At 67.6% G+C, this 16,133-nt stretch carries 16 protein-coding genes; 13 read left to right on the top strand and 3 right to left on the bottom strand.

The features are described 5' to 3' along the window. Window positions 1-810: an enoyl-CoA hydratase-related protein gene (locus COA17_RS17610; RefSeq protein WP_066707287.1), complete on the bottom strand. Its 810-nt coding sequence runs from the start codon at window positions 808-810 to the stop codon at window positions 1-3. A gap of 125 nt (window positions 811-935) precedes the next feature. On the opposite strand from COA17_RS17610, the gene COA17_RS17605 reads away from it, so the two are divergent. Genes COA17_RS17605 through COA17_RS17565 form a run of 9 tightly spaced genes read left to right on the top strand, consistent with a single transcriptional unit; the run spans window position 936 to window position 11,061 of the window. After that, window positions 936-1,700 (top strand): FadR/GntR family transcriptional regulator, encoded by a 765-nt coding sequence (locus COA17_RS17605; protein ID WP_066707284.1) that lies wholly within the window; start codon window positions 936-938, stop codon window positions 1,698-1,700. Between the two features lie 46 nt (window positions 1,701-1,746). Then, window positions 1,747-2,883 (top strand): NAD(P)H-dependent flavin oxidoreductase, encoded by a 1,137-nt coding sequence (locus COA17_RS17600; protein WP_096614141.1) that lies wholly within the window; start codon window positions 1,747-1,749, stop codon window positions 2,881-2,883. Between the two features lie 30 nt (window positions 2,884-2,913). Continuing rightward, window positions 2,914-4,086: a thiolase C-terminal domain-containing protein gene (locus COA17_RS17595; RefSeq protein ID WP_096614139.1), complete on the top strand. Its 1,173-nt coding sequence runs from the start codon at window positions 2,914-2,916 to the stop codon at window positions 4,084-4,086. Further along, a complete protein-coding gene (locus COA17_RS17590; RefSeq protein WP_066516418.1) occupies window positions 4,083-4,541 on the top strand; it encodes a Zn-ribbon domain-containing OB-fold protein in 459 nt (152 codons plus the stop codon). The genes COA17_RS17595 and COA17_RS17590 overlap by 4 nt, the downstream gene beginning before the upstream one ends. A 4-nt stretch (window positions 4,542-4,545) precedes the next feature. Further along, entirely contained in the window at window positions 4,546-5,766 is a 1,221-nt protein-coding gene (locus tag COA17_RS17585) for an acyl-CoA dehydrogenase family protein (protein ID WP_096614137.1), read from the top strand. Then, window positions 5,767-6,861, top strand: a complete 1,095-nt coding sequence (locus COA17_RS17580) for an acyl-CoA dehydrogenase family protein (RefSeq protein WP_066707610.1) — start codon at window positions 5,767-5,769, stop codon at window positions 6,859-6,861. Window positions 6,862-6,878: 17 nt separating this feature from the next. Beyond that, a complete protein-coding gene (locus COA17_RS17575) occupies window positions 6,879-8,492 on the top strand; it encodes an acyl-CoA synthetase (RefSeq protein ID WP_096614136.1) in 1,614 nt (537 codons plus the stop codon). Further along, window positions 8,489-10,093, top strand: coding sequence for a flavin-containing monooxygenase (locus COA17_RS17570; protein WP_066707615.1), 1,605 nt, complete (start codon window positions 8,489-8,491; stop codon window positions 10,091-10,093). Before COA17_RS17575 ends, COA17_RS17570 begins: the two co-directional genes overlap by 4 nt. Next, window positions 10,090-11,061, top strand: a complete 972-nt coding sequence (locus tag COA17_RS17565; protein ID WP_096614134.1) for an alpha/beta fold hydrolase — start codon at window positions 10,090-10,092, stop codon at window positions 11,059-11,061. The genes COA17_RS17570 and COA17_RS17565 overlap by 4 nt, the downstream gene beginning before the upstream one ends. Before the next feature lie 5 nt (window positions 11,062-11,066). Here the strand turns inward: COA17_RS17565 and COA17_RS17560 are convergent, their stop codons facing one another. After that, the gene (locus tag COA17_RS17560) at window positions 11,067-11,498 is read right to left on the bottom strand and encodes a PaaI family thioesterase (RefSeq protein WP_066707621.1); all 432 of its coding nucleotides are present in this window, start codon (window positions 11,496-11,498) and stop codon (window positions 11,067-11,069) included. Continuing rightward, window positions 11,495-11,908: a PaaI family thioesterase gene (locus COA17_RS17555; protein ID WP_171007553.1), complete on the bottom strand. Its 414-nt coding sequence runs from the start codon at window positions 11,906-11,908 to the stop codon at window positions 11,495-11,497. Before COA17_RS17555 ends, COA17_RS17560 begins: the two co-directional genes overlap by 4 nt. Window positions 11,909-12,026: 118 nt before the next feature. Here COA17_RS17555 and COA17_RS17550 point away from each other — a divergent pair, with 118 nt between their 5' ends. The 4 genes from COA17_RS17550 to COA17_RS17535 all read left to right on the top strand — a co-directional run bounded on the left by COA17_RS17550 (window position 12,027) and on the right by COA17_RS17535 (window position 15,925). Next, entirely contained in the window at window positions 12,027-12,968 is a 942-nt protein-coding gene (locus tag COA17_RS17550) for an MlaD family protein (protein WP_066707628.1), read from the top strand. 125 nt (window positions 12,969-13,093) lie between these two features. Further along, window positions 13,094-13,771 (top strand): TetR/AcrR family transcriptional regulator, encoded by a 678-nt coding sequence (locus tag COA17_RS17545; RefSeq protein ID WP_245857928.1) that lies wholly within the window; start codon window positions 13,094-13,096, stop codon window positions 13,769-13,771. After that, window positions 13,771-15,384 carry an ABC1 kinase family protein gene (locus COA17_RS17540; RefSeq protein ID WP_096614149.1) on the top strand — a complete coding sequence of 538 codons (1,614 nt, stop codon included), beginning with the start codon at window positions 13,771-13,773 and terminating at the stop codon, window positions 15,382-15,384. The genes COA17_RS17545 and COA17_RS17540 overlap by 1 nt, the downstream gene beginning before the upstream one ends. A gap of 178 nt (window positions 15,385-15,562) precedes the next feature. Beyond that, on the top strand, window positions 15,563-15,925 hold the full coding sequence (locus COA17_RS17535) for a sigma factor (RefSeq protein WP_245857927.1): 363 nt from the start codon (window positions 15,563-15,565) through the stop codon (window positions 15,923-15,925). Window positions 15,926-16,133 lie beyond the last annotated feature (208 nt).

Raw genomic sequence — 16,133 nt, 5'->3', positions numbered from 1 at the left:
TTACCGCCCCCTGAACACGGGCGCGCGCTTTTCCATGAAGGCGCGCGGACCTTCACGTGCATCTTCGGTGCGAAACACCGGGGCGGCGAAGCGCGACTCCATTTCCATGGCTTCGCTTTCCGGCCGCCCGAGACAGGCGCGCGCCGACGCGCGGATCGCCTGCACCGCGATCGGGCCGTTGGCGGCGATCCGTCGCGCTAGGTCGAGCGCCGCAGGCAGCACCTCCTCCGGCGCAACGACGCCGTTGAGGAAGCCATAGTCGAGCGCGGTTCCGGCATCGATCAGATCGCCGGTGAGCAGCAATTCCATCGCCCGCGCAAAGGGAAGCTGGCGCGGCAGCCGCACCGTCGATCCCCCGCCCGGGAAGATCGCCCATTTGACCTCCTGCACGCCGAAGCGCGCGGCGCTCGATGCGATCCTGAGATCCGTACCCTGGACCAGTTCCATGCCGCCCGCGATCGCGTGCCCGTTGATGGCAGCGATCACCGGCTTGACGACGTCAAATGTGCGCAGCAGCGCGGTGCCGAGAATATCGCGGTCGGCGAGCACGCGGCGATCCCACTCGTCCTCCGGCGGTCGCCCGCCGCTGACGAGCGGAATGAGACGGCCGAGGTCGGCACCCGAGCAGAAGGCGCCGCCGGTGCCGGTCACCACCGCGACGCGGATGTCCGCGTCATCGCGCACCCTTATCCAGCAATCGGCCAGCTCCACCAGCATCCGCGGATCAAGCGCGTTGCGCGCCGCGGGGCGGTTCAGATGGACGATCGCGACATGTCCATCGGTCTTCATCCAGGCTGCGCTGTCGGTCATTCAGTCCCCTCCCACCCTTTAATATTATACCCTTTGAGTAGCCTTGCAAGCCGCCGACGGCCGAAATTTATTACTGGACAAAGATAAAACAGTGGATCAGCATAAAACCATGATAAGGGTTCTTGATGTTGGACGTGGCTAAGCAGGGTGACGCGCCCTCGTTCGTACGGGGCAAGCGCGCGCTTCGCGTCGCGCAGGCGATCGTGCTCGACATCGAGGCGGACGCGCGCCAGATCGGCGACCGGCTACCTCCGGAGCACGACATGCTCGCGCGGTACGAAGTCGCCCGCGCCACATTGCGCGAGGCGCTGCGTTTTCTGGAACTGCAGGGCGTGCTCCATCTGCAGCCCGGTCGCGGCGGCGGGCCGGTGGTCGCGCGGCCGCAGGTCGGCGATTTCACGAGTTCGCTTGCGCTCGTACTGCACTTCGTCGGCACCGACCTGCGCGCGCTGATCGAGCTGCGCGAGGCGCTCGCCCCGCAGGCGGCCTCCCACGCCGCCCGGCGCGCAACGGCGGCGGATCTGATGGCGCTGGCAAGCTGCTTCGCCGAGCTCGAGCAGCAGGTGGGATCGACGCTGTTCGAGGAAACCAACCGGCGCTTCCACGACCTTCTGGCATGGGCGAGCGGCAATCCGCTGTTCGGGCTGCTCACGTCCGCGCTGCACCTGCTGACCCGCGACCTTTCGCGCCAGCTCGGCTATTCCGAGCACGAGCGCGAGAACCAGGTTCGTCGCCTCGCGCGCGTCGTCCATGCGGTGCGGCTGCGCGACCCGGTCACAGCGCGGCGCGAGATGGAGCGGCTCGTCGAGGGATCGGCGGAATATCTCGGGCGGCGCAGCCCTGACCTGATGGATCAGAAGGTGCGCTGGAACCAGGCGTTCGAGGCGTAGCCGCCACGGTAAATCAGCAACGAGAACGATGTGGGAGAGACGGACAATGGCCCTGAACAGCCGAATCTGCGGGATGCTCGGCATCGACTATCCGATCGTCCTCGCCGGAATGGGCGGGGCCAGCGTCCCGCGACTGGCGGCGGCGGTGTCCAACGCGGGCGGGCTAGGCGTGCTCGGCGCGGCAGCCTGCCCGCCCGAGCAGCTCCGCGCGTGGATCCGCGAGACGCGCGCGCTGACCGACAGGCCCTTCGGCGTCGACACGCTCCTGCCCGCCTCGGTGCGGCGCGGCTCGGCGCCGCAGACCGGGGCGGCCCCGGCGGACCCGCGCGCGGTGCTTGCCGACTATCAGGCGTTCACGCGCGACTTCATGGAGCGTGAGGGGCTGGAGATCGTCGCGCGTGATGCCGGCCGCGATGCGACGGAGGGCCCGGCCAACGGTGGCGCGGCGCTGTTCTCCAAGGAGTTCTTCGAGGCCCAGATGGAGGTCGTCGTCGAGGAGAAGGTACCCGTCTACGCCGCGGGGCTCGGCAATCCGGGGCCGTGGATGGATCGGCTCCACGCCAACGGCACGGTCGTCATGGCGGTGGTCGGCAAGGTGAAGCACGCGCTGCAGGTGGTGGAGTCGGGCATCGACGTGATCGTGGCCCAGGGGCACGACGGCGGCGGACACAATTCGCCCATCGGCACCATCTCGCTCATTCCGCAGGTGGTCGATGCCGTTGGGGACCGGGTGCCGGTGCTCGGCGCGGGCGGCATCTCCGACGGGCGCGGGGTGGCGGCGGCCTTCATGCTGGGCGCCGAAGGCGCCTGGGTCGGCACCGCCTTCCTCGCGACCGAGGAGGCGGGGATCGAGGATTTCCAGAAGGAGGCGATCGTCGACAGCGGCGATGCCGACACCGTGGTGAGCCGCTCGATCACCGGCAAACCCGCCCGCATGATCCGCAGCAAGTGGGCCGACGCTTGGGTGGCGGCGGGGAAGGAGCCGTTGCCGATGCCATACCAGTCGATGATCGCCGGTCCGGTCATGGCGTCGGGCATTCGTGCGAAGCGCAAGGACATCATCCCGGGCTTCGCGGGACAGGGCATGGGCCTGATCCATGCCGTCCGCCCCGCCGCCGAGGTTATGCGTGACCTCGTCGCCGATGCCGAGCGCGCGCTCGGCCGCGCGGCGGGCCTGCGCTGAGGGTCGCGACTGGTTACAGGAGGGACAGATATGACCTTCTCGGATAAGGCGGCGATCACCGGGGTCGGGGAAACAGACTTCGTCAAGGGAACCGAGCGCACCGCGGTCGACATGATGCTGGAGGCGTCGCGGCGCGCGATCGCGGACGCGGGCCTCCGCCCGTCCGACATCGACGGCATGGTGCCGCCGCCCATCTACACCACGTCGGAGGAATTGGCGGCAAACCTCGGCATCGACGTGCTGCGCTATGCCGCGACCGTCCACATGGGCGGCGCGAGCCCGACGACCGCGCTTCAGCATGCCGCGATCGCGATTGCGGCCGGTCTGTGCGACCACGTGCTCGTCACGCTCGGGTGGAACGGCTTCTCAGCGCTGCGGCCCAAGCCGGGTGCTCCGCCCACGCGGCCGATGAACATGAACACGCTGACCAATACCATCCGCGGCTATTACATGCCCTTCGGCGTGTTCCTGCCGGTGCAGATGTACGCCTGGCTGGCGACCCGGCATTCGCAGCTCCACGGCGTCGGTCCCGAAGCCATGGGCTCGGTGGCGATGGCGTGCCGCCGCCATGCGCAGCTCAATCCGAAGGCGTTCACCTACGGTCGGCCGCTCGACTGGGAAACCTACCACGACGCCCGGATGGTGTCGGAGCCGTTCCGACTCTACGACTGCTGCCTCGAGACCGACGGCGCGTGCGCGGTCGTCGTCTCGCGCACCGACCGCGCGCGCGACATGCCGCATGTCCCCGTTACCATCGCGGGCGCCGCCGAGGGACATCCCTATCCCGCCGACGACATCCCCTCGCGCCCGGATCCGTTCAAGATCGGGCTGAGCTATGCCGCGCCAAAGGCGTTCGAGATGGCCGGCGTGGGCCGCGAGGAGATGGATTTCCTCCAGGTCTACGATTGCTTCACCTACGTCGTGCTGCTCCAGCTGGAGGCGATGGGATATTGCGAGCCGGGCGGCGCGCTCGACTTCGTGCGCGACGGGCAGATCGAGCTCGGCGGGCGCTATCCGCTCAACACCCACGGCGGGCTGCTGAGCGAGGCGCACGTGTGGGGGCTCAACCACGTCGTCGAGGCCGTGCGGCAGCTGCGGCACGATTGCGGGGAGCGCCAGGTGCCGGGCGCACGGACCGGGCTCGTCACCGGCTGGGGCGACCTCGGCGACGGCAGCATCGCCATCCTGCGGAGGTTCGCATGAACGACGACGACATTGCGCCCAAGCTGCGGACGCCAGCCGTCTCGCCCCCCAAGCCGTTGCCGCACCCGCAGGATCCGGTGGAGCAGGAGTTCTGGCAGCGTTGCCAGGGCGGCACGCTCCATTTCCAGCGGTGCGGCGAGTGCCGGACGTGGCGCCACCTGCCTCGCTACATGTGCGCGCGCTGCGGCTCGCCCTCGTTCGCCTGGGAGCCGAGCAGCGGGCGTGGACGGCTGTTTTCCTGGACGGTGACGCATCAGGCGCTGCACCCCGCCTTCGCGGCCGACGTGCCGTATGTCGCGGCGGTGGTCGAGCTGGACGAGGGCGTCCGCATGGCGACCCGGCTGACCGGCGCCGATCCCGCCACGCTCGCGCTCGACATGCCGGTGGCGCTGGCCTTCGAAACGATCGGCGACGGGTTCCGGCTGCCCGTCTTCACACCGGCTGCAGGAGCGTGAATCGATGGACCTGAGTTACGGCCCGGAATACGAGGCGTTCCGCGACGAGCTGCGCGCGTTCATCGCCGCGAACCGCCACCGTGCGCCGGCCGCACCCGGCGCGGCGCAGCGCGCCGGGGCGGACGCGGTCGCGTGGCAGCAGCTGCTGCTCGAGCACGGCTACACCGCACGCACCATTCCGTGCGACTTTGGCGGCTTCGGTGCCGAGCCCGACATCCTGACGTCGCGCATCATCGCCGAGGAGTTCGCTGCGGCGGGCGTACCCGGCGGGCTGTCGAACCAGGGCATCTCGATGCTCGTCCCGACGCTGCTCGAGCTCGGCACGGAGGAGCAGAAGCGCCGCTGGATCGCACCGACGCTGCGCGGCGAGATCGTCTGGTGCCAGGGGTATTCCGAACCGGGCGCGGGCTCTGATCTGGCGGCGCTGCGCACCAGCGCGCGCGAGGAGAACGGCGAGTTCGTCATCAACGGGCAGAAGATCTGGACCAGCACCGCGCATCAGGCGGACATGATCTTCTGTCTCGTGCGGACGGAAGCGGACGCGCCGAAGCATGCGGGGATCAGCTACCTCATCTTCTCCATGAAGACGCCCGGGATCGAGGTGCGCCCGCTGCGCACGATGACCGGCCACGCCGAGTTCAACGAAACCTTCTTCACCGACGTGCGCGTGCCCGTCGACCAGATCGTCGGCCAGCGCGGGCAGGGCTGGATGGTGGCCAACGCCACGCTCGGTTACGAGCGTGGCATGCTGGGCGACCCGGCGGCGCTGGAGAATCGCCTCGCCGCGCTCGTGCAGCTGATGCACGATGAACGGATCGACGGCGTGCGCGGGATCGACAACGCGGCATTGTGCGATCGGCTGGTGGCGCTGCAGGCCGAAGTCGCGGCGATGAAGTTCAACGGCCTGCGGCTGCTCTCCAATTCCCTGAAGGGCGAACCCGGCGGCCTCGCCAAACTGATCGTCAAGCTCCAGTCGTGCGAACTGGCTCACCAGATCTCGGCGCTGGCGATCGACGCCATGGGGGAGCTCGGCCTGCTGTACGGCGGCAGCCGGCGCGAGCGCGCCGGCGGAAGCTGGCAGTGGAACTACATGTTCCAGCTCGGCCTCATCATCGGCGGCGGCACCGCGCAGATCCAGAAGAACATCATCGCCGAGCGCGGGCTCGGCATGCCGCGCGAGCCGAAGCTGGAGCACGCGCGCGCACCCAAGGCGGAGGCGGCATAGATGGATTTCGGTCTTTCCCCCGAGCAGCGAATGCTGCGTGACGCGGTCGATCGGCTGCTGCGCGAACATTCTCCGCTCGATCACGTCCGCGAGGTCGTTGCGCGCGGCGACAACGTCAGTGCGGCGGTGGTGGCGGCGCTGGCCGAGCTCGGCCTGCCCGGCATCGTGGTGCCCGAGGAGCACGGCGGTCTTGGCCTCGGCCTGCTCGATGCCGTGGTGGTGGCGGAGGCGCTCGGCGCGGCGGTGGCGCCGGTGCCGTTCGTGGCGCGCAGCGTCCTCGCCCCGCTTGCGCTGCGCCTCGCCGGCTCGCCGGAGCAACAGGCGCAATGGCTTCCGCGCATCGCCGAGGGCAGTGCCCGTTTCGGGGTCGGACTGACCGAGTTGGTCAACCGACGTGATGGCAGCGGCATGACGGCGGACAATGGCACTCTACGCGGCACGGCGCTTTTCGTACTCGACAGCGCCGACGCCGACGCCTTCATCGTTGCGGACGAGGATGGATCGTTGCACTTGGTCACTGGCGACGCCGACCGGCTGGAGTTTGTCGCCCTACCAACCGTCGACCTCACCCGCGCCGTCGGCGAGCTGCGCCTGGACGGTGTCGCAGCCGAGCCGTTCGGCAACGATACTGGCGACGCTGCCCGCATGCTGGTCGCGGCGGGCCGGGTGCTGCTCGCGGCCGACACGGTGGGGTCTGCGGACGCCATGATCGCCAAGGCGGTCGCCTACGCCGGCGAGCGTGAGCAGTTCGGGCGGGTCATCGGCAGCTTTCAGGCGGTCAAGCACATGTGTGCCGAGATGGCGGCGCGGCTGGAACCGTGCCGTTCCCTCGTCTGGTATGCCGCGCACGCGTTCGACACGGTGCCTGAAGAGGCGCTGCTGATGGCCTGCCATGCCAAGTCGCATACCGGTGAAGTGGGCCGCTTCGTTGCGCGCACCGCGACAGAGGTTCACGGCGGCATGGGTTTCACCGACCTTCTTGGTCTCCACTACTGGTTCAAGCGGATCGGCTTCGACCGGCAAGTCCTTGGTGGTCCGGAGATCGTGCGCACGGAGGCTGCAACGTTGCAGGGTTGGGATGCACGCGCCGCCTGAGGACAGGAGAAGAAGCCATGACGCAGTGGAACCTGGGCGATATCCTCGACGCGATCGAGCCGGTGATGCCTCATGACGCCCCCGCGCTGATCCACGGCGACCGGGTCATCACGTGGCCCGAGATGGCGCGCCGTTCGAACAACCTCGCGCGGGCGCTGCGCGCGCGAGGGGCGGAACCCGGCGCCAAGGTCGCCTTCTATATGCGCAACCGGCCCGAGTACGGCGAGCTGATGGCGGCGTGCTTCAAGGGGCGACTGACCCACGTCAACATCAACTACCGCTACCGGCCCGACGAGGTGTTCTACATCTTCGACGACAGCGACAGCGAGGTCGTGGTCTACAGCGCAGAATTCCGCGCCTGCATCGAGGAACTGCACGGCCGGCTCGGCAAGGTCCGCACCTTCGTGGAAATCGGCCCGGAAGCGGAGCGTGCTGTGTTCGCGCTGCCCTACGAGGCGCTTGCAGCGGAGGGCGACGGCGGGCCGCTCGGCATCGCGCGCTCGCCCGACGACGAGCTGTTCATCTACACCGGCGGCACGACCGGGATGCCGAAGGGTGTGATGTGGCGGCACACCGATATGCGCGAGGCGCAGCTCGACGCGCAGCGGCTGATGGGGCCGACGCCCGCCGACCTCGCCGAGACCGCGGCGCTGATCGCGCGCGACGGACCCGGCCGGCGTACGATGCCCGCCTGCCCGATGATGCACGGCACCGGCTTCATCACGTCGATCGGCACGCTGATGAGCGGCGGCTGCATCGTGACGCTCGGCGGTGAATCGTTCGATGCCGACGAGCTGTGGCGGTCGGTCGATCGCGACCGCGTCGAATCGATCGCGATCGTCGGCGACGCCTTCGCCAAGCCGATGCTGGCCGCGCTGGATGCCGCGCCGGGGCGCTACGACACGTCCAGCCTCGTCACGATCGTTTCATCCGGGGTGATGTGGAGCCGCGAGGTGAAGGCGGGGCTGATCCGGCACATCCCGCAGGTCGTGCTGATGGACAGCTTCGGCGCGTCGGAGGGGCTGGGGTTCGGCCTGTCGGTTACCAGCGCGGCGGGCGAGACGGCGACCGCGCGCTTCACCATCGGCGGGCTGTGCGACGTGTTCGACGAGCATGACCGGCCGGTCGTGCCGGGCAGCGGCACGCCCGGCTTCATCGCGCGCAAGGGCGCGATCCCGATCGGCTACTACAAGGATCCGGAAAAGAGCGCGAAGACGTTCCGCACCATCAACGGCGTCCGCTACTCGATGCCGGGCGACTGGTGCACCGTCGCCGCGGACGGGACGCTGACGCTGCTCGGGCGCGGCAGCGTGTGCATCAACACCGCGGGCGAGAAGGTCTATCCGGAAGAGGTGGAGGAGGTGCTGAAGACGCATCTTGCGGTCGCGGACGCGCTCGTCGTCGGGGTGCCCGACGAGAAATGGGGCCAGGCGGTGACGGCGGTGGTCCATGCCGTGCCGGGGGCGACAGTGGACGAGGCGGCGGTGCGCGCTCACGTGCGCGCCGCGCTCGCCGGCTACAAGACGCCCAAGGCGATCGTCGTTACCGACCGTGCGCTGCGCGCGCCGAACGGCAAGGCGGATTACAAGGCGGCCACCGACATCGCCTTGGCCGGGGTCGGCGCGCGATGAGCGCCGCGCCTGACATCGACGCGCTGGTGATCGGTGCCGGCTTCAGCGGGCTCTACCTGCTCGGCAGGTTGCGCGAGAACGGCTTCAACGTTCGGCTGGTGGATGCGGCGGCGGAGCCGGGCGGCATCTGGTACTGGAACTGCTACCCCGGCGCACGGGTCGATTCGCACGTACCGATCTACGAGTTTTCGGACGAGCGGGTGTGGCGCGACTGGACCTGGTCGGAACGCTTCCCAGGCTGGCGCGAGTTGCGTCGCTATTTCCGACATGCCTGCGACGTTCTCGACCTCTGGCCTGCAATGAAGCTCGGTGTCGCGATGCGCTCCGCCGTATTCGACGAAGATGCCGGCTTCTGGCGGGTGGAACTCGCCGATGGAGATCGGCTGACCACCCGCTATCTGCTGCCGTGTACCGGCTTCGCGGCGAAGGCGTACATCCCGTCACTTCCGGAACTCGACCGCTTTGCCGGCCCTGCGCACCATACCGCGCACTGGCCGCAGGAGGGCATCGACTTCACCGGCAAGCGCGTCGCGATCATCGGAACCGGCGCGAGCGGTGTGCAGGTCGCCCAAGAGGCGGCGCGCGAGGCGGCGCAGCTGACGATCTATCAGCGCACCCCCATCCTGGCACTGCCGATGCGCCAGCGCTCATTGACGACGGTTGAGCAGGCGCAGGCCAAGCCCGGCTACCCCGAGATCTTCCGTCAGCGTCGGCTGAGCAGCGGCGGGTTCGAGATCCCGCGGCTCGACCAGTCCGCGCTCGAGGTTTCGAGCGAGGAGCGCACCGCGACGTTCGAGCGGCTGTGGGCGGCTGGAGGCTTCCACTATTGGGTCGGCAATTACGCCGACATCCTGGTGGACGAGCGCGCCAACCGGCTGGCCTACGACTTCTGGCGCGACAAGGTGCGCGAACGGATCACCGACCCTGCCTTGCAGGAGAAGCTTGCGCCCAGCGAGCCGCCGCATCCGTTCGGGGTCAAGCGGCCATCGCTCGAACAGACCTATTACGACATCTTCAACCAGCCGAGCGTCGAGCTCGTCGACCTGCGGGAAGAGCCGATCGAACAGATCCTGCCAAACGGCATCGTCACGAGCGCCTGTGAGCGCAGACACGACGTCCTGGTGCTCGCGACCGGTTTCGACGCGGTGACGGGAGGGCTGATGCGGATGGACATTCGCGGGCGCGGCGGGACGACGCTGGCGCACGCTTGGGGCGAAGGCGCACGCACGCATCTCGGCTACGCGGTCTCGGGCTTCCCGAACATGCTGTTCCTCTACGGCCCGCAGAGCCCGTCCGGCTTCTCCAATGGTCCGACCGCCGCGGAAGTGCAGGGCGATTGGGTGGTCCGGTTCCTCGAGCATCTGCGCACGGCCGGGTGGTCCCGCTTCGAGGCCGAGCCGGACACGCACGCGGCATGGGCACGCCACATCGACGAGATCGCCGCCATGACGCTCTTCCCCAAGGCCGATTCCTGGTACATGGGAGCGAACGTCCCAGGCAAGCCGCGTCAGCTGCTCAACTACCCGTCTGTGGTCGGCTATGCCGAGATCTGCGATGCGGTCGCCGAGGCGGGTTATAGCGGTTTCAGGCTGTCGGCATGAGCACCGCCGAGGCCACGGGATCGTCGGACATCGACCCGATCTGGGCCGGCGACGGGTCGCACCTGCCGGACTGGTTCGTCGATGCGCTGGCCGTTCCGCGGGAAGAAGGCTTCGTTACCGTGGAGGGCGCGCAGGTGCACTATCTGCGCTGGGGCGACCGCGCTAAGCCGGGCATCCTCATGGCGCACGGCTTTCTTGCCCATGCACGCTGCTGGGCGTTTATCGCGCCCTTCCTCGCCGCGGACTACCAGGTCGTCGCCTATGATCTTGCGGGCATGGGCGACAGCGACGCACGCGCGGGAATCGATGGCGATGGCCGCGGGCGCGAGATGATCGCGGTGGCGGAGGCGACCGGGCTGTTCAACGGTGATGCGCCGCCGGTTATCATCGGTCACAGCTTCGGCGCGGGGGTCGCGGTGACCGCGATGACGCTCGCGGCAGAACGGTTCGCGGGCGCGATCATTTGCGACCTGATGATCATGCGGCCCGAGGCGCTTGCCGCTTATTGGCGCGGCGGACGCGGCAGCCCCGGCTCGGGCGACCCGAACAAGCCCGCCAGCCGGTATCCCGACTATCCGACCGCACGCGCGCGCTACGTGCTTGCGCCCCCGCAGCCTGCGGGCGAGCCGTTCCTGATGAATTACATGGCCTATCATTCGCTCCGGCGGGACGGGGACGCGTGGACGTGGAAGTTTGCGCCCGCGGTGTTCGCGCGCGGCAATTCGTCGGACGAATGGATGACGATGGGGCGCCGTGTCGCCGCGGCGCCCGGTCGGCTGGCAATCGTCCACGGCGAGCAGAGCGCGCTCTTCGGCAGTGATTCCGCGGCATATCTGCGCGAACTGGGTGCCGGGACGATCCCGATCGTCGCGGTGCCGAACGCGCGCCATCACCTGATGCTGGACGAGCCGCTCGCCTTTGCGACGGCGCTCAGAAGCATTCTTGCTCTCTGGAGATCGGCCCGCTGAAACAATCAGGCGTTTCGAGCGAGTTTCTCTTCGCTGGGGGATCTTTCGAGGGCGAATTCCAGCTGCGCAAGGCACAGTTTTCCGGCTCCGTCCCGCTCTACGGCTTCGGCATGCACCACTGCGACACGACGTCCCACACGCATCAGCGTGGGCGTCGTGCTGATTGCGCCCAGTCTGACCGGGGCGAGAAATTGCAGGTTCACACTGATCAGCCGGGAGGATTGCCCTGGCGAGAGTGTGCGGGAGAGAGCAAGCTGTGCGGCCAGCTCGAGAAAGGAAGCGATTGCTCCTCCATGCAATGCGGGCAGGAGAGAATTCCCCACAAGCTCCTCTGTCGGGATGAGCGTGAAGGTTTCACCGCTTTGCGTCATCATGGTGCCGAGCAACCGCGCGAAGTCGTTCCGCCCCATGCCAGCCGTGACTGCGCCTTCGCTCATGGGCCGACAGCCCGATTGATCGAAAAGACGCCTTGGGCAGTCGCGATCAGGTGAGAAGGATCGGTATCCCAGACTTCGGTCCGTACGAACGCACGGTGCTCGGTCGCGTCGTAACAGTGCGCCCACGCCGTCGCGGAGTATCTCGCCTCGGCGGACCGCACATGGTCCACCTTCAGGTTGAGGGTCGAGATCGCCAGCCGTCTGCCCAGCCGGGACATCACGGCAACGCCGCAGGCCTGATCGATGAGGCTCGTCAATACGCCGGTTGCGAGAGCCTCGTCCTCGTCCGCCAGCTCCCGACGCCAACCGATCCGCAGCGAGCTGAGGCCATCGCCGATCGAGACCAGCTCCAGGCCCAGCCTGTTGCCCCATGGTATGTTGCCTGGTTGCAGGCTCCAGTCTCCAGCCACGATTCCATCCTCGTCCCGAACTGACCCCACCGCTCACGAGAATAGCCCGTTCTCGGGACATTCAGGAAACGGTACGGTTTACATCTTTCACCCCGTTTCTTAATGGCTGTGTCCACGCATGGAAACGCGCTCGAACAAATTTATCGTGCTCGTGATGACCGGCTTTCTGCTGGGCACGCTCCTGATCTTCACGCTGTGGCTGCTTGACGCACGCGATGGGGACGGGAATCCCTATCTGATCCGCTTCACCGGAAGCGTTGCCGGTCTGGAGGAGGGGTCGCCGGTGACCTTCTCGGGCGTTGCGGCCGGCCATGTCACATCGATACGGTTCGACAAGGAGGATCCCTCAGCGGTCCTCGTGACCGTCAGCCTCGAGCCTCAGATCCCAATCGTCGCAGGCGTAAAAGCGTCGATCGCACGATCGGCCCTGGCCGGAACCGCGAACATCAGCCTCGACGGCGCCACGTCTGGCGCGCCCCCGATCGTTGCGAGCGACGGGGAGCTTCCCGTCATTCCCGCCAAGGAAGGCGGGCTCCTTGGCGGCGGAGGGGACCCCGTCGCACTGGTCGAGAAGATCAGCCGCACCGTAGATTCTGTTTCTCGCAACCTCGACGCCGCTCAGCAGCAGCGGGCCAGCGATCGACTGGCGGCGCTTGCGGAAAGTTCCGCCGGTTGGGCAGACAGGGTCGGATCGGCATCCGACGGACTTACTGGCGCACGCGGTCGCGTGGTAGCCGTGGGGGACGCCCTGCAGCGATCCGGCGCCAGCGCTCAACGGTTGAGAGCTGCCCTGAACGACCGCCGCGCGACCGTTCTCGCCAGGGCGAACCGCCCGTTGCTGAACGCTCGAGACGAAGCCGAGCAATTGACAGCGCGCGTCGAGGCGGTTCGACCCACGATCCGCGGCATGACTGCCAAACAGGCCCAGCTGCGTGAGACCATTCGTTCAGCAAGTAACAAGGTAGGCGCTGTCAGGGATACGGCTGTTCGCATCGATCAGGAGGGCTTGGGGGTAAGTGCTCCGTCCCTTCCGACCTACAAGCCGAAATCACGGCAGTGATCGGCCGCGAAGCGATAGGACAGCTCTTGGCTGAGCTCGAGATGGCAGGCGACCGACCGACCGTCCCGGCGTGATTTCTCGTCAACCGGTCCGGATTGCGCTACCCTCGATCGGGGAGAACGAGATTGAGCGACGACGAGAAAAAGGGACGGCGCCCAAGAAAGATGGGCAGACCGACCACTGAGGACGCGGTCCGCCTGACCTCGCACATCCTTAAGAGCGCTCGCGAGCTGTTCTTCGAGCACGGGTTCGACGGCGCGAGCGCCGACATGATCGCCGAACAGGCGCGCATCTCCAAGCGGACCCTCTACGCCCGCTTCGGCAGCAAGGCGCGTGTGTTCGAGGCGGTGATCCTCGACGAGATCGATACGCAGCTGCGCGCGCTCGAACCCTCCGGCAGCGACGAACCCGAGATCGGATCGCGACTTCGCATGATCGCCGATCGCCTGCTCGAGTGGCTCCTGACGCCCCGGATCGCCTCCATGGAACGCGTCGTCATCGCGCAAGCCGTACGCTTTCCAGCGCTTGCGGCGAACATCCACGATTTCGGCTACCAGCGGGCCGTCCAGTGGGTGGCATCGATCCTCGCCCACGCCAATGCCAGGGGGGAGCTGTCGCTGGTCGACCCCGTGTTCGCTGCCGAGCAGTTCGTCACACTCGTCGTGGTCGCCCCCATGCGCCGGGCAGCGCTGGGTTTGTCTCCGCCAGCGTATGACGAGGCGGCACGCGATCGTATCTTGCGCGGTATCGACCTGTTCCTCGATGGCTGCCGTCCGCGCGGGGCGGATGGTTGCAGCGCCTGATGTCCACCACCGACGACGAGCCTCAGATCGGTGAGCGCACGCGCCTGGCCGAACTCATCCAGATCATGGGCCGACACGGCCTTAACGGGCTCGCCTCGCGCCTGGGCCTGCTGCCCGGTCGCTTGGAGCAGCCGGTAGACCTCGGTCCGCCCGAGCGGGTCGTCGCGTTACTGCGAGACCTTGGACCTGTCGCGGTAAAGCTGGGGCAGGTACTCGCCACCCGCGAAGACCTGCTCGGGCCGGAATGGGTGCGCGCGCTGTCGACGCTGCAGGACCGGGTGACCCCGCTGCCGTTCGAGGCGCTGGAGCCGACGATCCTGACAGCGCTTGGTTCCCCGATCGCGGATGTGTTCGCGCGGTTCGACCGCGAGCCGATCGCCGCGGCCTCCATCGCGCAGGTTCATGGCGCCACCCTGCGCGACGGAACCGAGGTCGTGGTCAAGGTGCGCCGGCCGGGAATCGCGGAACGCGTCGATGCCGACCTGCGGCTCATCCGCCGCATCGCGCGGCTCGCCGCGAGGCACTCACCGGAGATCCGTCGCCTCAAGCCTGACGAACTGCTCCGGTTCTTCGCTGAGAGCCTGTCGCAGGAAATGGACCTCAGCGCCGAAGCGGCAGCCTGCGAGAGCATCGGCGCATTCCTGCAGCCGCTCGGCGTTCGCACGCCCGGCTTCTACTGGGATCAGGTTGGCCGCCGGATCAACGTGCAGGAACGGCTCGACGGCGTGCCCGTCCGCGCGATCCTCGACCGAGCGGGTGAGGGCGGGGCGGGTCAGGGCGCTGCTGACGTCGCCGGCAGATATGCCGATGCGGTGCTGCGGATGATCATCTTCAACGGTCGGTTCCACGCGGACCCCCATCCCGGCAACGTCTTTGTTCTGGCCGACGGGTCCTTGGCGTTCATCGACTTCGGGGCGGTTGGCGTGCTCAGTCCCGCCCGGCGGAACGAGGTTGTTACGCTCGTCCTTGCCATCGCGGGTGAGGACACACGATCGTTGACGGACATACTGCTGCAATGGTCGGGCGAGACCGACGTCGATCGCCAGGCGCTGACCCGCGATCTCGACGCGCTGATCGGCCAGTTCCGCGGGGCGGTACTCCAGCAGATCGAGCTCGCCGACATCTTCGGCCGCGTGTTCGCGCTGCTGCGCACCTACCGCCTGGCGCTGCCACCCGACCTCGCCCTGCTGCTGCGCACCCTGCTGATCGCTGAAGGGTTCGTACGACGGCTCGATCCCGGCTTCGACATCGCCGCGCGCGCCGCACCGATCGCGCGCGAACTGCTGCGGGAGCGAATCGGCCCGGCCGGCCTCAAGCGTGGCGGACGCCGGCTGGCGACGAGCCTTGGCCGTCTGGCCACCGCCTCGCCCGAGCTGGTAGCCTTCGCCGAGCGGGTTGCGCGGTCGGGTGCGCTGCCGATCGAATTGCAGGGAGGCGCGGTTTTCCCAATTCCGGCATCGCCCCGGCGCGCCGATCCCAACATTCTGTCCGCCGGACTGCTTGTCGCGGGCGCGATCCTTCAGCGCGACCATGATGTTGTCGGCGCGATGTTGATGGCGTCTGCGGTGCTGCCTGCAGGCTGGGCTTGGTTTTCGAGCAGGCAGAGGCGCTGACTTCCCGCTACCCGACCTTCTCCAGACCCGACTCTTTACCCTTACCCTTTCGCGCGCTTGTTCGGGTATCCGGCTCCTCGCTGAGAAGTGGAACAACCCACGAGAGGGGGCGTTTTCGAACAAGTAAACCAGTCGGTGTATAAACGGCGCCCTGGTTCGATCGAGCGAGGGCTTTTGCGTGTCGGAACAACCGGATCACGAAGCGCATGTACCGGCTGAGGAGTTGTCTGACTTCGGTGCTGCACTGAGCGACTTGATGCCCAGGCTGGCGAGCTATGCGCGATCGCTAACAAGAAATCCCGATGCTGCACAGGATCTCGTTCAGGACACCGTGCTGAAAGCCTGGCGCAGCCGTGCGTCATTCGAGGCGGGCACGAATTTGAAAGCGTGGACCTTCCGTATCCTTCGCAACTCCTTTCTGTCGCAGGTTCGTCGTAAAGGTGCGGGACAGGCAGGGGAGACCGCCGAACCGATCGATGTTCCGGTGGCGTCAAACCAAGGTAAGCGTGGCCTGAGGGCCGCCTTGCCCGTTTGGCCGTAGCCGGGATGCTTATCGTCTTTGACGAGGGCGCGGGCGGTGCGGGAAGTTTTCGGTTCTGAGACTGGTCGTACGAGCGCTCGTACGACTGGTCGTGTGGAGGTGGTCGGCCGGGTATCGGGCCGACGGAGCTGGTCGGACGCGGAGAAGCTGGAGATCCTGGCCGAGGCGTTCCGGCCGGGCGTGCGGGTCCGTGATGTCATCGCCCGGC

This window comes from Sphingomonas ginsenosidimutans (genome assembly GCF_002374835.1).
Classification (GTDB): domain Bacteria; phylum Pseudomonadota; class Alphaproteobacteria; order Sphingomonadales; family Sphingomonadaceae; genus Sphingomonas; species Sphingomonas ginsenosidimutans.
Note: the sequence above shows the minus strand (reverse complement) of the source record. Positions and strands in the feature narration are given on the sequence as shown.

Coding starts and splice junctions, on each gene's coding strand:
- COA17_RS17590 (WP_066516418.1), top strand. CDS start 4,083: ATGAACGACGACGACATTGCGCCCAAGCTGCGGACGCCAGCCGTCTCG.
- COA17_RS17610 (WP_066707287.1), bottom strand. CDS start 810: ATGACCGACAGCGCAGCCTGGATGAAGACCGATGGACATGTCGCGATC.
- COA17_RS17585 (WP_096614137.1), top strand. CDS start 4,546: ATGGACCTGAGTTACGGCCCGGAATACGAGGCGTTCCGCGACGAGCTG.
- COA17_RS17550 (WP_066707628.1), top strand. CDS start 12,027: ATGGAAACGCGCTCGAACAAATTTATCGTGCTCGTGATGACCGGCTTT.
- COA17_RS17580 (WP_066707610.1), top strand. CDS start 5,767: ATGGATTTCGGTCTTTCCCCCGAGCAGCGAATGCTGCGTGACGCGGTC.
- COA17_RS17595 (WP_096614139.1), top strand. CDS start 2,914: ATGACCTTCTCGGATAAGGCGGCGATCACCGGGGTCGGGGAAACAGAC.
- COA17_RS17570 (WP_066707615.1), top strand. CDS start 8,489: ATGAGCGCCGCGCCTGACATCGACGCGCTGGTGATCGGTGCCGGCTTC.
- COA17_RS17600 (WP_096614141.1), top strand. CDS start 1,747: ATGGCCCTGAACAGCCGAATCTGCGGGATGCTCGGCATCGACTATCCG.
- COA17_RS17565 (WP_096614134.1), top strand. CDS start 10,090: ATGAGCACCGCCGAGGCCACGGGATCGTCGGACATCGACCCGATCTGG.
- COA17_RS17540 (WP_096614149.1), top strand. CDS start 13,771: ATGTCCACCACCGACGACGAGCCTCAGATCGGTGAGCGCACGCGCCTG.
- COA17_RS17605 (WP_066707284.1), top strand. CDS start 936: ATGTTGGACGTGGCTAAGCAGGGTGACGCGCCCTCGTTCGTACGGGGC.
- COA17_RS17575 (WP_096614136.1), top strand. CDS start 6,879: ATGACGCAGTGGAACCTGGGCGATATCCTCGACGCGATCGAGCCGGTG.
- COA17_RS17560 (WP_066707621.1), bottom strand. CDS start 11,498: ATGAGCGAAGGCGCAGTCACGGCTGGCATGGGGCGGAACGACTTCGCG.